This window comes from Nesterenkonia suensis (assembly GCF_054782935.1).
In genome coordinates, this window is the sequence record NZ_BAAGRN010000005.1 from 219,881 (window position 1) to 234,892 (window position 15,012).

Sequence of the window (15,012 nt, forward strand, 5' to 3'; positions counted from 1 at the left end):
AGCTGATTGACAGACAGCTGGCGACGCCACCGCTTGACAGGCGGGGGCGTCGCCAGCTGATCTGTCTCCAAGAAGTTTCTCCACAGTGCAGAATGACGAGGCCAGGTGAGCACACCCGAAAAACCGGATCGGAGCAGCCCAGATTTGGAGCGCACCCGCCGGGAACTCAACAGGCTTCCTGAGGGCGTCCGAGGCCTCACGTGGCCTCTGCTGGCGATGGTGCTCATCCATACTCTGCTCATCGGCCTCTGGGTCGCTCCCGGCACCCCCGCACGGGACTGGGTCGGCGTCGACCGCGTCCGTGAGTACGTGCAGCCCTGGTTCGGTCAGAACTGGTCCATATTCGCTCCGAATCCCCGTCGTACCGCAGTGACCTTCGAGGTCCGGGCCACCATCCAGGACGAGACCGGCGAGGTGCAGGTGACCGACTGGGTCGACCTCATCGACAACGAAGACGGCATCGTCGCTGGAAACCCCGTCCCCTCCCGGGCTGCCAAGATCTCCCGCCGCACCGCAGACCGGCTGCACAGCGCCATCAGCGGCATGAACACCGAACAGCGAGACTGGTTGGAAGCGGACTACGTCGACACCCCCGTCGAGCAGCTCCGAGAGCGACTCTCCGAGGTCGACGGCGGCGTCGGTGTCTCTGACATCAACCGCTACATGACCGCCGACTCAGCGGCCACGGCCATCGCCACCGGCTTCGCAGAGAACGAATGGGGCGACGGCGCGGAGATCCTCTACGTCCAATACCGCACCAGTACCCGCCCCGCGCCTTCCTGGGACAGCGACATGACCATCGATGACACGACTCGCACTGACCGTGACTACGGATGGCGTGCCCCTGTGGAACTGACCGACCAGCAGATCGAGCACTTCGCTCCTTACCTCGAGTTGGGCGGTGACTGGAGATGAGCACGGTCCGCGAACTCGTCTACGCGCCGATCCAGGAATGGATCCTCCGCGGCCAAGGATGGCTGCTGCTGCGCAAGAACGCCCGATACGGGCTCTCGGCCACCCGCATCCTCGTCGGCATTGCGATGCTGGGGCTGCTCCTGTCCAACTTCACGGCCCGCCACGTGGTGTGGGGTGTCGGGTCCTTCTGGGCCGAACCGTACCGTGAGATTAACGCGTTCGGCGGCCTGGTCGACGTCTTCGGCGTCGAGTCTCCCGCACTGTTCACGCTGATCTACCTGGCCCTGATCGGACTCGCGATCGCCGTGATCATCGGCTGGCGCACCCGGCTGACGACTCTGCTGCTCGCCCTCGGCATGGCCGCCCTGGTGGAGCGCGCCTCACCCATGGGTGATCAGGGTGACAACATCGCCCGCATCGGCCTGCTGCTCATGGTACTGATGAGCACCGCAGAACACTGGTCCCTCGACGCCCGACGACGGCGCCGTGGCGAGCAACGCGCGACCCAGAGTCAGCTCTCGGTCGGACAGCGTCTGTGGCACTCCATGCCGGTTCTGCCGAGCTGGTGGACGAACCTCATCCACAATGTCGCGCTCATCGCCCTGGCCTGCCAGGTGTTCATCCTCTACACGGCCTCCGCCCTGTATAAGGTCCAGGGCTCCACCTGGCAGGCCGGCACAGCCCTGTTCTACCCGCTCAGTCTCCACGAATACGCAGTGTTCCCCTGGCTGAACAGCCTGGTCACCGGAAACCCCGTGCTGCTGACCGCGATGACCTACTTCTCCGTCTACGTCCAGCTGTTCTTCGCCGTCGGACTGCTGCACCCGGTCAGCCGCCGACTGGTCCTGATCGGGGTCGTCCTGCTCCACGGAGGCATCGCGGTGATGATGGGGCTTCCCTGGTTCTCCCTGGCGATGCTCGCATTCGACGCGATCTTCGTCTCTGACCGTGCCTACCGGTTCCTGGAGCGCCTCCTCGCAGCTTCCAGGACGCGGGTGAGACGCCGCCTGCCCGCATCCGTGACCGGGCCCCTCCCGCCCAGTGGGGAGCCTCATGCGGGGCGGGCCGCCCCCTCCCGCCCCTGACATACCGCTGGCCCGGAACCCTCGCCAGAGGGACGGTTCCGGGCCAGCGGCATGTGATCAGTCGGGCTGGGGCTCAGAGACCCAGACCGCTCAACAGTCCGAGAATCGTGTCGACCAGCCCGAGAATCGTCTCCAGCAATCCATCCATAGGGCACCACCCTTCCTTCACGTCGGGATTCCCCCTCCGTGACGAGTCATGATGTCCCCGTTTTCCGGGAACAGCGCCATACTCTCAAGGTTTCATTCGCCCAGACAACAGTTCCTGGTCAGGTTTTTTCGCAGATCTGGGCTGAGCGTTCCCCGCGTGCAACCCGTCCCTCAGCTCCGCGGCTCGGACTCCGGTGTGCAGTTCAGAGCCGTGGCCAGTTGGGTCACCTGCATCGCCCATGGTGCCGATACCCACTCACCAGGGCCCATCGTGCGCACTTCCCACCGGGAGGTGCTCAACAGGCTCAGGTTGCTGTTGACGTACTGGGTGGCGTTCGGCCCGACGGTGAATGTATGGGTCGGAGTGGTGGATGAGGCAGAGGCGAAGCGCTGGATCTGGTAGCCCTCGCGGGGAAGTGATCCCGAGGGGTGTGCCCAGTTGATCGTCAGTCTTCCCAGCAGGAGCGAGCCGGTGCAGCTCAGGCTCGCCACCGGGGGCACTGTCGCCGCGACCAGGTCCGCGGAGCGGGCCGGCTGCTCATGGGTCCAGGAAGCCTCCGTCTGCTCCACAGGGGCGGTGGCTGCCGACGCCCCGAGGGCGAGCACACCGAGCACCGTCAGGCTGGCCGACGAGCGTCTCACCGGAGCACCCCCTGGTCCCGGAGGAGCTGTTCCCGGCGGTCCCGTCGTGCGCGGGTAAGCAGCAGCATCCTGCCCACCACCATGGCCAGCAGTGCCACACACGCCAGCAGCAGGACGGAGGCCCCGGTGCTGGCCAGCCCCTCCTCCACGGGGCGCACCTCCCCTGTCGCCGGGTCCTGGCCCGGCGCGGAAGGCGGGGGAGCAGTGGAGAGCTCCTCGCCTTCAGCCTGCGCGTGGACCCGCAGTCTGGACAGCGCCCCCGGAGCCGCCGGGCCAGCGTCGGGTGGCAGGGAGACCGCCAGACGCAGCCACCGGTCCTCGTCCGTGCTGTGCTCCAGCAGCCATTCCATGGACCCGTCGTGGACCACCGGCCCACTGGGGCGCAGCATCTGACGCCCCTCCGCGCAGGTGGAAGCCTCGCCGGCATCCGCAGCATCGTCACCGGCAGGCTGCTGCCAGGGCTGGAGGCAGGACTCCACCTGCACGTGCAGCGGGACGTCCCCGGAGCCGCTGATCGCGGCCCGCACCAGCCCCGGATCCGGGGCGTCCACGGAGATGCCCACCTCCCACAGCGTCGAATCTCCGGGGGTCAGATTCCGTGACGACGCCGGACGGTAGGCAGAGGTCAGCCGCAGATGTTCCCCCTGGATCACCTCGACGACGGGCTCCTGCTGGTCAGCCGCCGCAGCGTCGGCGGCAGGCGCTCCCGGAGACGCACCGGCCATCCCGACACCCAGCGCTGAAGCCAGCAACATCGAGGCGCCCGCCGTGCTGGCTCGGCCGGCGTGGCGCGGCCGATGATGGCAGCTGGTCGCCGCGTCGTCGGTCGCCTCGGCATTATGGCGGTGCGCTCCCGCGACCGCACTGTCGTCCCGCGGCCAGAACGCCCAGCCCACGAGCAGGGCTGCGGCCACCGTGATGGTGCCCATCATCCAGGGATCGCCCATCCGGTGGATAGGCTGGGCCAGCCCTGGCATCGACCACAGCACTTCGCGGACCTCCGTCACCGTGTAGGGGTGCGGGTCCTCGGAGTCGTTGGCATCGCCCTGCATGGTGATCACCCGCTCGGCGTCGGTCTCGCCGGGGCCTACTGAGGTCACTCGGTGAGTCACTGGCATCGCACCGGGCCGGTCCACCGTGACGACGTCGCCCACTGAGACCTCCTCGGCCGGAATCTCACGCACCACGGCAGCGGAGCCCTGCGGGATCGTCGGATCCATGGAGCCGGTGCGGAACAGGATCAGTGAGACGCTGAAGAGATGCGCGCAGATGACCAGCACGATCGCACCCAGGCCCGCCAATGAGGCGAGCCACAGGAGGGCCTCCAGCAACACATGCCGTACTTTGGCCATCGGGGTCACTCGCTTGAACTGGCGCCCACCGCGTGCCACTGCGGGGTGGCCGTGGTGCCTTGGACGGAGTTCGGCGCCTCCGAGGACATGGTCAGCTCCAGGCAGTAATGGACCACTGAGCCCTGGTCCGCGGCCACCGGCTGCTCCGCGTCCGCATCACCGGTCAGGGGAGTTCCTCGCGGCACCACCGGGGAGCCTTCTCCGAAGGCCGATGCGGTGCAGGTCGGACCTGTGACGGCCCGGACCCCGTAGGTCAGCGCCGAGGACAGGGTCCCGGTGTTGCCGTCGTCGCCCTGCAGCTGGACGGTCCCACCGATGGAACCTGAGGTGGTCCGCACACTGAACAGGGCGTAGGTGCGTGCCCCCGGGATGAGGTCGCTCGTGGTGGTGAAGCTCAGCTGGTGGGGAGCCTCCGAAGTCGTGGACGAGAAGGCCGTTCCGTCCGTGGAGCCCTCCAGGGTGAAGTGCCCGGCAGAGACCGCTCCGCCGGCATGCTCGGAGTCGTTCCACGCCGCCAGGGTGACTGAGGCGCCGACGCCGAGGACCAGCCCTCCGGCCATCAGGGCGCGGAGCCTTCGGGAGAGGACATGCCGACTGCGGCGACGGCGGCGCTCCCGGCGAGTGGTGAGCGCCCGGTCTGTCATGCGTCGTCGGCGGAGGTCGCAGTGACCTCCCAGGTCACCTCGGTGGTGTCATCCTGGGCGAAGTCCTCGGCGCTGGCCGAGACCTCGAAGCACAGCAGCACCGGGTCACCTGCGGTGCCGTCGCCGGCCTCGAGACTGAAGGTCGTCGTGCTGCCGAGGCCGGTGCTCAGGTCCGCGCCGGAGGCTACCGAGGTCCCCAAGGAGGCCCCCGCGGCGTCACAGGTGTCAGGGTCTGCGAAGACTTCATAGGAGAGGTTCTCCGCGTTCTCCCCGCTGGAGGAGACCACACTGATCCCGTCGGCGGCCTCCACGGTCCCATCGATCGTGGTGTCCGCGTCCAGACGGAGCCAGAAGGGGGCATAGACCGTCTGTCCCGGAGTCATGTTGTCCGCGGCGAAGCTCAGTGTGGCGGCCTCGGCGGTGGTGGCGTGGTCGTCGTAGGTGTTCCCGTCAGTGGAACCCTCCAAGTTGAACGATGCTGAGCCGAACAGTCCTTCGGCGAACTCGGAGTCGTTCCACGCGGCCAGGGTGACAGCGGCTCCTACGCCGAGGACCAGCCCCCCGGCGAGCACGGCCTGGACCTTGCGGCGGCGAGTGGTGTTCTGGTCGGCAACGCGGTTCTGAGTCATGGGGTTCCCCTCATCGTGGCGATGTGCGGGGCCTCAGTCATCGATGAACTCGACCCCAGCAGTCCTGCCGAATGTAATGCGCTTAACTGCTTTCAGGCAAGGGTTCGCGAGAAGTTTTGCGGAGACATCTGTTCTGCGTGGCCAGTTCTCCCTGTCGCTGGGCCTTCGGGCGGATCGCCGGACTCAGCTCGGGACATGCTGGGCAGGGCAGAGACGGCGCAGCAGGGGGTTGTGGGACAGGCCACGGTGCCAGGCGCTGGCGGGAATCCCCAGGTCACGCAGCAGATTGAGTACTACGACGGTCACGGAGATGCCGATCAGCTCCCGCAGCTGCGAGGGGGAGTATCCGGCGGCCTCCCCCGTGTGGGTGAAGGAGTTCCGCGCGCGGGCGGCGCGGTCTGCCCACTCCTGGGAAGGCAGGCTCATGCCGACGATCCCATCCAGAGACACCCGATCGGCCATGGCCGCCAGCTTGATCCGCAGTGTGGAGTCCTTCCGCTGGCGTGTCGAGCGGTCGTCAGTGGTTGCGAAGAGCGCCTCAGCTGAGGCGATGAGCACCAGCAGGTTCATCTCCGTGAAGCGGTGAGGTGTGCGCAGCACCCCCATGAGCAGGTCAACGGCGACTCGGTGCTGCCTGTACAGCGGGTACCACCGGGGGAGGGCGGTCTGGAAGGGAATGTCCGCAGAGGAGAACACTAGGGATCGTCCCGCGGCGTTCGGAGCGGCGCTGGTGAGGCTCTGTCGCCAGTAGAGGGTCGCCCCAGAGGGGCCGTCGCCCGGCTGGAGCCGGACTTCCAGCGGGGCGGGAGGGGCCAGCGTCGCCAAGGTGATCAGATCCTGCAAGGCGTGGAAATGCCGCCGGATCTCTTTCACAGACAGGCCCGAGTCCTCGGCGCTCAGGCGAACTGACATTCTCGGTGGAGCGGGGGGATGCGCGGCGGGGGCCTCCGCAGCACCGCTCCGGGGAGGGGCGCTGGGCTCCATAGTCTCCACCGTGATGTGCAAACCGTGCATGTCCGGGCTGCTCGTGGTCACGCATGGAACCGAAATCTGCACCGCAGGGGTCGTGCTGGGTATCGGATGGTCGGAGCTGTCCTGGTGTGCCGGATGCATCCACGGGGCCAGCTCGGGGATCTCGGCGACGGCCTCCCGAAAGTGATGCGCATCAGCTGACTCCACCTGGGCGCCCCGCAGTACGACGTCCGCGACGAGGTCCTCGGTGGCCTCCTCGCCTGCGTGGTGCGTGTGCCCCAGAGCGGTGACGCCCAGCAGCGTCACCGGTTCGCCCTCATGTCCTTCGGTGCCAGAGTCGAGTGCTCCGTGGAAGATCGCATCATCGACCGTCGGGTCGGGGGGCGGCGAGGTCGAGGTGGGCGGGTCGGCAGAGGTGCGGCCCAGCACCAGACGTCCTCCGGTGGCGGTGTGGAACGTCAGGGTGCCGAGGTGGGGCCGTCGGGGCCCGGTGGCGGGCCACCAGGTGCCCGATAGCGGGTTGTGCAACGTCACAGTGAATGGTCCTCAGTGGGCGGATGGGTGTGCCGCAGCGCTGCGGGTGACTCCTTCGAGTGGAGCCGCGGTCAGGATGGAAGGGGTCGTCCCAGTCCTGTCAGGGAGTCTGGCCAGACTCCAGCTTACGCGCGTAGCCGTCGAGCAGGGGCGACCGTCACAGTGGCCTCATTGAAACACTGTGGGGCGTGATGGTGCGAAACTCGCGAGTCACTTCACGCTGACCTGCGGTGACGTGTCGACATAGTTCGACATCACCACGCCGGTGGTGATCGCAGGGGCGAGTCGGGGACGTCGGACTGCAACGGTGGTCGTCGAGTGGCGTCAGTCCTGAAATGAGTGCTCATTTCAAGGTATAGTCATAGTGATTCTTGGAATATAATTTCGTTTCTGGAACCAACTTTCTGGGCGGAAAGGTTCCGTCCAGCGACGGCTCGGATGGGATGCGCGTGGCGCTCGAGACCAGGACAGGTCCGCTCCGCCACGGAGCCGACCTCAGAGATGAGATGGTCCGAGGATCGCCGACGAAGGACCCGTGATGCTCGACAGCCACCACGCCGCCATCGAAGAAGCCCCGTGCCCGCGGCGCGGAAGCTCCTTCGCCCTCGCCCAGGCCGCCCTGCTCCACCACTGGGCCGAAGTTGTCGCTCCGGTGGTTCTGGTCTCCGGGCAGCTCGGCACCGAACGAGTCGGACTCCTCACCCAAGCGGCTTCGCAGACCCGGATCACCCTGGAGTTCTCTGCCTCCTCCGAAGTCCCCGGGCTGCCGCTCACCCGACGGCTCGACGCCCTGGGGTTCGCCCCGGGATCGGCACAGGAGGCCGTCCCGGCGCTCCTGGAAGGACGCGGAGTCGAGCTGGACCAGGAGCGTTACCTCGTCATCACCGAAGCCGATCGCCTCGACGACGACTCCCTCATCGCGCTCGAGGCCCTGATACGCACACAGCGGGCAGGAGTGCTGATGACCGGCACGGCCACCTCGCAGCTCGCCCGACGATTCTCCAGGATTCTCAACAGCCCCCGCGGGCTCCACCTCGGACTCGGCCCACTCAGCCTCGAGGAGACGCGTCAGCGCCTGACGCACATGCTCGAAGAGCCGCCGACGTCGGCAGTAGCCCGATACCTCCATGCCTGCAGCGCGGGCCTCCCAGAGACTCTGATGCGGCTGGCCCGCCGAGGAGTCGCGGAAGGCTGGATCGGCTCAGTGGACTCCCGCAGCGTCATGCTCCGCTTGCCGCCATGGATGGACCACCTCGGCGCTCAGGTCTGCCTGCAACGGCTGCGGAGCCGTCTCGGTGGACTCGGCGTCGAGGTCCTGCGTACGGTGGCGCTGCGCGGGACGATTCCCGTGGGCGAGGCGATGGCCGAACCGATCATGCGGGATGCGCTCTTCCCCTTGGAAGAGGCGGGACTGCTGACCATCCGGCCCGAGGGCATCACGATCAGCAGGCCGGTGCACCGGCACTGCCTCATCCTCTCCCGGGATCCGCTGCCGACGTCCTGTGCCACGTCTGAAGGGGTTCTGCATGCCCGCTCCCTGGGCGCCCAGATTCCCGACGACTCCGCACGTGAGGCTGGGTGGACGCTGCTCGAGCGCGGCCTGCTGGACCAAGCCCGGTTCGTCGTCGAGGCGTTGCCCGCACAGGACGCTTCCCGGATCACCATCGAAGCCTGTTGCGCGCTGGTCGCCGGGGCTCCGCGCCACGCACTGCGTCGGCTCCGACCGGTCGCAGCCACAGGCGACCTGAACGCTCTCGCCCTCATCGCCATCATCCACACCACCTCGCTGGAGGACCCCATCGCAGGTGACGAGAGCCTGGCGGCTCTCCGTGCCGCGGTCGGCCAGACTCCCGAGGCCCAAGACCTCCTGCGGGCGCTGGAGAGGATCCAGCAGTTCCATCGGAGACACGAGGACCGGAGCGGCGCAGATCCGGTGCAGCGCGGTGCGCTCCGCCCCGACGACTCTGCCGAGGCGGAGCATCCGCAGGAGCCGAGACTCGGCGGCGTGGACATGCCTCACCCCCACCGGCCGGTCACCTCGCCTCGACTGACGCCGGTCGTGTCCGGACTCGACCTCGCGGCGGTGGGACGGACTCTGCTCCAGGCCGTCGAGGCATTCGCGCTGGCGCGCGCCGGAAGTGCCGAGGCCGCTGCCCATGTCCAGAGGATCTGCTCCGACGTCTCCTTCAGCAGGGCTCCGATCGTCGTCTCCTCATGGGCGATCTCGAGTCTCGGGGTGGCCCGGCTGCTCGCCTTGCCTCAGGAAGACATCCTTCCTGAGGCATGGTTCGCCGACGAATCCCCGGACCGCAAGCTGCTACGTGTCAACTCCACCGAGCTGCTCGAGATGCTGCACGCGATGATGTCCGGGGAGCCCACGGACGAGTTGCGTCGCCGTATGGAAGATATCTGGGCCCAGTATGACGGGGGGCTCCCACAGGGATTCGTGCGCCGCCCGCTGCTGGAGGCCCTCGATTTCGCCGTGGAGGGCGGCCGCACCGAGGACCTCCTGGGGCCGACCGGGTTCGTTCCGCGGCGGATCGGCGCCTTCGCTGAGACGTATTGGGGGCACGTGCTCATGACTGTGGGTCGAGTGCTGGGTCTGGCCGTGCGCGGCGAAGCCGCTCATATCGCGGAGGCCGTGGAGTCTGCGCCGCCATGCTGTGTGGTGCGACGTTTCGTCATCCGATGCGTCGTCCTGCGGGGGATCCACGATCTCGGCGACGACGCCTTGGCCGTATTGGAGGAGCAGGGCCATGCCGTCGGTCTGGAGGAGGAGATCCTTGAGCTGCTGAGGGCTCGGCGCGGGCATGATGAGGTCCGGCTCAGTGGGGCGCTCGAGGCGGTGGAGGCCTGGTGGCCGCGCAGTGGAATCGGCTGGCACACGTACCATCGCCCCGGCAGACTCCGGCGGATCACCGGGTTGTCGGCCGTCGCGGAGCAGCGGCTCGCAGGGCTCTCCACCAGGGAGCGTGAGGTCGTGGAGCAGGTGCTCGACGGCGTCTCGCTCGCCGAGATCTCTGAGGTGCTCAGGATCTCCATCCGAACCGTGCAGAGCCACGTGCGCAATACTTACCGCAAACTGGGCGTCAGCTCACGCACCGGGCTGCGCGCCCGGCTCTTCAGTTCTGAGGAGGAGATCGCGTGACCCAGCTGCCCGACCATATCAGGACCACAGAGCTGCGCCTGCCCCATCAGCTGGCCGGCGCTTTCCTCGACGACCCCGCCGGAACCTCGTGGATCCTCCACTTGCCGGGGCATTGGGGCGTGGACGCACTCGTTGAGGAACTCCACCGGGCCGGACCGACCAGCGTCCTCGACGGTACCGGCGGCACCTTCGACGTCACGCCGGAACATGGCGATGAACCCACCCCGGAGCCGCAGCGCGCGGCCGGACCCGTCGTGCTGCTCTGGCCGGAACTCCTCGCTGCTGAGGCGTTGGAGGACGCCCTGGGGCTCCTGACGGCCCGCAGACGTCGTCTGCTCGTCGTGGTGCGATCCTTCCACGATCTGCCGACCCGGCTGCTCGATCTCGAGGCCACCGGCCGACTGCGCAACGTCATCCCCGGCGCGCTCAGCGTCCGGGAGCTCGGCGTCCAGACGCGGCAGCGGCTCGGCGGAGCGATATCCCTGAAGGTGCTCCGCCGGTTGTACCATCTCTCTGCTGGCCAGCCGGTGCTGGCGGACAGGCTGCTGACGCTGGCCCAAGACGTCCGTGTCATCCGGGAGACCTCTGGCTATTGGGAATGGGACGGCCATGAGGACCCCCTGCACCAGGCGCTCGCGGACGCGGCGGACCGGTCCTTGATGAGCTTCACCCAGGAGGAGAGCGAACTGCTCACCCTGGTTGCGATCGCCGGACGTCTGCCGGAGCAGCATGCGATGACCCGCTCCGGGGACGGAGCGTGCCGGAGCCTGATGGCCCAGGGGATCCTGGCTCGAGAGGCTCAGGCGCCCCGGGGATACGCAGACTTGAGGATCACCGCCGAAGCGCTGCGCTCCATGCTCCTCACCCGGATGCGGTGGACCGACCATCTGCGCTGGTGGCAGGAGCGCGGGCGCGATATCCCCGCCGACTCCGGCGGTGAGGCCTCATACATCGCGCTGACCTGGTGGCGTGTGCGCGTCGACCAGAGGGTTGAGCCCGGTGTGGCTGAGGACCTGGCTCGTCGGGCGCTGCCGCTCTCCTGGTACACGATGATGCGCGGTCTGGTGGCGCTCTGCGGCACGCCTACGGCGCGGCTGCAGGTACTCGTCGCCCGGGCCGAGTATGCGCTCGGCGACGTCGACGCCGCGCTGGACCGCCTCGCGGCACTTCCTGATGACGCGAGTCTCGAGGAGATCCGAGAGGCGATCCTGGTGGCCGAACGGATACGCCTCTTCCTTCCGGAGAAGACCCACGGTCTGCTCGCCAGTCTGCGAGACCGCGCCGGCGACAGCTCTCCGACACAGATGCTGGACAGCATCCGCGCCGCGACGCTCGATGCTGGCGCCACAGAGGAACTCCTCTCCCAGCTTCAGAGCCTCAGAGCCTCCCCGGACTGTGATGAGGCCCTGCTGAGTCAGTTGTGGGCGGGGGCGCTGCTCGGCCTGCGGCACCAGTCCGACATCGGTCGGGAGGTGTTGTCCAGCCTGATCGATGCGCTGCGCCGCGAGGGTGGCCATCCCGACGTGGAGGAGTGCGCGGTGGCGGTGCTGCTGCTGATCACCGCGACGTCGGGCTGGCGGATCGACATGATTCGGGTGGAGACTGATGTGTGGAATGAACGGCGGCTGCGCTGCCCCGCACTGGCCGGTGTGGCGGACCTTCTGGCCGCCATCGCAGCACTGCAGGATGATCAGCTGCGTCTGGCACACCAGTGTGCCCGCTCTGCGGCGACGATCCATGCCCGCGGAGACAGCTTCGGCCTGCACTGGTTCAGCCGAATGCTGGTGGCGGCCGCGGCCGGGTGTTTGACAGGTGTCGGAAGCCCGTCCGCTGAGCCGTGGCAGACTCCCGGGCCCCCCGAGGGTTTCCCTTGGCTCCATCAGGTCGGTGAAGGGCTGCGGTTCTTCGCCGAGGAGAGTTCACCGCAGGACACCCGTGCCCGCCTGGAGGAGCTGGTCTCTCGGGTCGCCGACGAGGGTGAGACGGTCCAGGAGCAGGTCCTGCTGCTCTTCGCGCTGCTGCGCGGCTCGCAGAATGCCGCGCAGCGTGTGCTGGAGGCCCCCTGGAGAGAGGATCCCGGCAGGCCACAGTTGACCACTCTCTTTGCCGAGGCGCAGGGCACCGAGGCGACGGAGCGGATGCTCGACGTCGCAGAGCACCTCATCGCCACCCGGTCTCGCCTGTTCGGGCTGTCTCTGCTGGCTCGTCTGTGGGGTCGTCGTGCGGACATGGACAGGGCGCTGCGGATTCGGCTGGTGAACCTCGTGCTGGACTCCAGGCCAGGGGAGGGGAAGGAGCCGAGCGCGCTTCTGGGAACCTTCGACATCGACCTCACCACCAGGGAGTGCGCCGTCCTGGATGGCCTGCGCACAGGATGGACGACGTCTCAGGTCGCGCGGCGGATGAACATCTCACCGCGCACAGTGGAGGCCACGATCTCTACGATGCTGCGCCGTTTCGGCTGCGCGAACAGGATGGAGCTGCTGGCTCTGCACCTCGGGCCTCCCGCCCCTTCTGCGGACCCCCACCACTGCTGAATCCAGCGCCGCCGCCTGCGGATCGGCCGGGTCTTCGGGGTGTCTGCGACAGGTCCTGCTGACCTGCGCAGATGCGGAAATGACGCAGCCGGTGGGGAGTCCCTCTGCGAAGGAACGCGACCTGCCGAGACTGTCTTCGCGGACACTGCGGAGCCGTCGCTCGCCGGACATTGCAGGAAGGCTGAGACCGAGGATCGAGACGACGCAGGAAGACGGATTCCGCTGGGCCGCGCTCAAGCCTACGTTGAGAGGAGATGATCACCGCAGACTGCTGAATCAGTGGAAGGATCGCGTGATGGATGGGGAACCTCCTGCCGCATCGTTGCTGCGGATCGCCATGACTCACCCGGGTGCCGTGGGGAGTCGATCACCCGCTCCGGATGACCGAGGTGCCGCCGAATCTGTCCCTCTGGACGCCGGGGAGGCCGAACGGTTCCCGGGTCCCCGTGACCGCCAGTTCCTCGAGGCCGAGATGATGCTCGAGGCTCCTGATCTGACCTGTCTCTGCCTCGGGTCCGGCCCATGGGGCGCCGTGCTGCCCCTGGGGGCAGACACTCACGAGGCTCCCTCCCCAGGCCCCGCCCGAGTGCCGGCGGTCTCTCATCTGACAGTCGAACGGGTCGGAGAGCGCGCCAGCGGTGATGCTGCGCTTCATCTGCTTCTGAGCCCCTCGCGACCGGCCTCGCTGGAGGAGCTCCTGGCCCAGTTTCGGACCGTGACGAGCCTGATGGCCTTCACCCACCTGCACGGCACTCCCGAGATCGCCTTCCGCGCACGGACGCACCTGCCGTCGTCGACGTCCGGCAGTGGCCACTGGGTCACCTGCACGGCGCCGGGGACTCGCCTCGTGCGTGACGAGGACACCGGCCTGGACGGGAGCCGGGCGCTGTTCACCGCCGCCGACCAGCCGCTCCAGGCCCTCCTGGGCGCATGGGACGCCACATGCCGCACGCACCGGAGCTCAGTGGAGATGCTGCTGGCCGGTGTGGCCCTGGTCGAGCAGTACCCCGAAGCGGCGATGCTGATCCTGCTCGGATCCGCAGAGGCGCTGCACGCCACCTCGGCAGGCCTGACTCGCAGGGAGCTGAAGGACTCGACCCTGCGCAGGAAACTCGAACACCTCGGGCAGCGGGTGCGGTTCGACGACATCCTGCTTCCTCATGTTCCGGCGGCAGTCTGGGCGGCGCAGGCGGTGAAGCTGCGGAGCAGCTTCACCCACAGCGGTCGAGTGGATTCGTGCGGGCCCGGCGAGCTGCGGCTGCTGATCCAGCTGACGATCGCCGTCGTGGTCCTCGCCCTCCTGCGCGAACTGGGTGTCCCCCCGGGGGATGACGGCAGGCGGCTGGCCGGCCTCCCGCTGCTCAGAGACATCGTGGATCGCCGGGCAGACGACCCGGAGACGTCGACAGTTGGCCCAGCCGCAGGACCGTCCGGACGAATCTCACCATGACGACAGACCACCGACGAGCCAGAAGGACAGAAGGAGGGAAGAAGGAGGAGAAGGGGAGGCGCAGGACAGCTTGAGCGCCGGTAGGCGCCCACTGACGCGACTCAGGGGAATCCCGTGACCGGTCCGGCCATCTGATTCCTCACGACGCATCGATGACACGCGCAGACGCAGGACGACAGGAATCCGCCCGCGGTTCACGCGTGAATCGATCATCTGGAGAAGTGAAGCCCTGGGGCCCAGGCCCCAGGCAACCGAATGCTCTATGCACGGGGAAACCGTCATCGCGCAGCGACAGTCATTTGACGCGCAGCAGAGGACGGGGAATCCGCACCGCAGCGCAGCTGATCTCCGAATCAGCACACAGCCGGTAAGGATGGAAGGACCGTGTCATGAAAACTCTCATGAGGAGGAAGTACCTCCCCGCAGTAGTCCTCGTAGGACTGGTCGGAGGGATCAGCGTACCCTTCGCAGCGAACGCGACAGGACAGGGCGAATCAGGGCCCCCGGACAGCCAATGCCAGTCCGCAGGATACGACTGGGGAGTGAAGCTCGACACCGGAGACGCCGGCACGTATGTGTATGCCGTGGGCCCCTGGGAGTCCTCGAAGATCGGGACCGTCACCTCGCTCTCGGTGACCATCGACGAGGGGCTGGGGGAGGACCCGGACGACATCGGAGTCTTCCACTATGAGAGCGATCCAGTGGTGGCCGCGATCCTCGTGAAGGCCGGGCAGGGCACCGGAACGTACGGGGGCGGCGCCGCGGGCACGATCGACACCGGAGCTCCCCCGGCGATCAGCAACATCATCTTCTGCTACGACAACGGGGACAACGGGGAGAACGGGGAGAACGGGGAGAACGGGGAGAACGGGGAGAACGGGGAGAACGGGGAGAACGGGGAGAACGGGGAGAACGGGGAGAACGGGGAGAACGGGGAGAACGGGGAGAACGGGGAGA

Annotated in this window: 11 protein-coding genes; 6 read left to right on the top strand and 5 right to left on the bottom strand. The window is 67.7% G+C overall.

What is annotated here, in order from left to right; genetic code table 11:
• Positions 1–105 precede the first annotated feature (105 nt).
• Positions 106–915: a DUF5819 family protein gene (locus tag ACYVKI_RS07520; RefSeq protein ID WP_460689725.1), complete on the top strand. Its 810-nt coding sequence runs from the start codon at positions 106–108 to the stop codon at positions 913–915.
• On the top strand, positions 912–2,000 hold the full coding sequence (locus ACYVKI_RS07525) for a hypothetical protein (RefSeq protein ID WP_460689726.1): 1,089 nt from the start codon (positions 912–914) through the stop codon (positions 1,998–2,000). Before ACYVKI_RS07520 ends, ACYVKI_RS07525 begins: the two co-directional genes overlap by 4 nt.
• A gap of 318 nt (positions 2,001–2,318) precedes the next feature.
• Here the strand turns inward: ACYVKI_RS07525 and ACYVKI_RS07530 are convergent, their stop codons facing one another.
• From ACYVKI_RS07530 to ACYVKI_RS07550, 5 genes are all read right to left on the bottom strand, one after another.
• Positions 2,319–2,789, bottom strand: coding sequence for a hypothetical protein (locus ACYVKI_RS07530; protein WP_460689727.1), 471 nt, complete (start codon positions 2,787–2,789; stop codon positions 2,319–2,321).
• A complete protein-coding gene (locus ACYVKI_RS07535; RefSeq protein WP_460689728.1) occupies positions 2,786–4,141 on the bottom strand; it encodes a S26 family signal peptidase in 1,356 nt (451 codons plus the stop codon). Before ACYVKI_RS07535 ends, ACYVKI_RS07530 begins: the two co-directional genes overlap by 4 nt.
• A gap of 5 nt (positions 4,142–4,146) precedes the next feature.
• Positions 4,147–4,785, bottom strand: coding sequence for a SipW-dependent-type signal peptide-containing protein (locus tag ACYVKI_RS07540; protein ID WP_460689729.1), 639 nt, complete (start codon positions 4,783–4,785; stop codon positions 4,147–4,149).
• Positions 4,782–5,414: a SipW-dependent-type signal peptide-containing protein gene (locus tag ACYVKI_RS07545; RefSeq protein ID WP_460689730.1), complete on the bottom strand. Its 633-nt coding sequence runs from the start codon at positions 5,412–5,414 to the stop codon at positions 4,782–4,784. Before ACYVKI_RS07545 ends, ACYVKI_RS07540 begins: the two co-directional genes overlap by 4 nt.
• Before the next feature lie 183 nt (positions 5,415–5,597).
• On the bottom strand, positions 5,598–6,920 hold the full coding sequence (locus ACYVKI_RS07550) for an ApeA N-terminal domain 1-containing protein (RefSeq protein ID WP_460689731.1): 1,323 nt from the start codon (positions 6,918–6,920) through the stop codon (positions 5,598–5,600).
• 538 nt (positions 6,921–7,458) lie between these two features.
• Between ACYVKI_RS07550 and ACYVKI_RS07555 the strand changes: the two genes are divergently transcribed.
• The 4 genes from ACYVKI_RS07555 to ACYVKI_RS07570 all read left to right on the top strand — a co-directional run.
• Positions 7,459–10,068, top strand: coding sequence for a helix-turn-helix transcriptional regulator (locus ACYVKI_RS07555; RefSeq protein WP_460689732.1), 2,610 nt, complete (start codon positions 7,459–7,461; stop codon positions 10,066–10,068).
• Positions 10,065–12,605, top strand: a complete 2,541-nt coding sequence (locus ACYVKI_RS07560; protein ID WP_460689733.1) for a LuxR C-terminal-related transcriptional regulator — start codon at positions 10,065–10,067, stop codon at positions 12,603–12,605. The genes ACYVKI_RS07555 and ACYVKI_RS07560 overlap by 4 nt, the downstream gene beginning before the upstream one ends.
• A 295-nt stretch (positions 12,606–12,900) precedes the next feature.
• A complete protein-coding gene (locus ACYVKI_RS07565) occupies positions 12,901–14,055 on the top strand; it encodes a hypothetical protein (protein ID WP_460689734.1) in 1,155 nt (384 codons plus the stop codon).
• Positions 14,056–14,597: 542 nt separating this feature from the next.
• Positions 14,598–15,012: hypothetical protein (locus ACYVKI_RS07570; protein WP_460689735.1), on the top strand; the 415-nt coding region annotated here is incomplete at its 3' end.

Coding starts and splice junctions, on each gene's coding strand:
- ACYVKI_RS07525 (WP_460689726.1), top strand. CDS start 912: ATGAGCACGGTCCGCGAACTCGTCTACGCGCCGATCCAGGAATGGATC.
- ACYVKI_RS07535 (WP_460689728.1), bottom strand. CDS start 4,141: ATGGCCAAAGTACGGCATGTGTTGCTGGAGGCCCTCCTGTGGCTCGCC.
- ACYVKI_RS07540 (WP_460689729.1), bottom strand. CDS start 4,785: ATGACAGACCGGGCGCTCACCACTCGCCGGGAGCGCCGCCGTCGCCGC.
- ACYVKI_RS07545 (WP_460689730.1), bottom strand. CDS start 5,414: ATGACTCAGAACCGCGTTGCCGACCAGAACACCACTCGCCGCCGCAAG.
- ACYVKI_RS07555 (WP_460689732.1), top strand. CDS start 7,459: ATGCTCGACAGCCACCACGCCGCCATCGAAGAAGCCCCGTGCCCGCGG.
- ACYVKI_RS07565 (WP_460689734.1), top strand. CDS start 12,901: ATGGATGGGGAACCTCCTGCCGCATCGTTGCTGCGGATCGCCATGACT.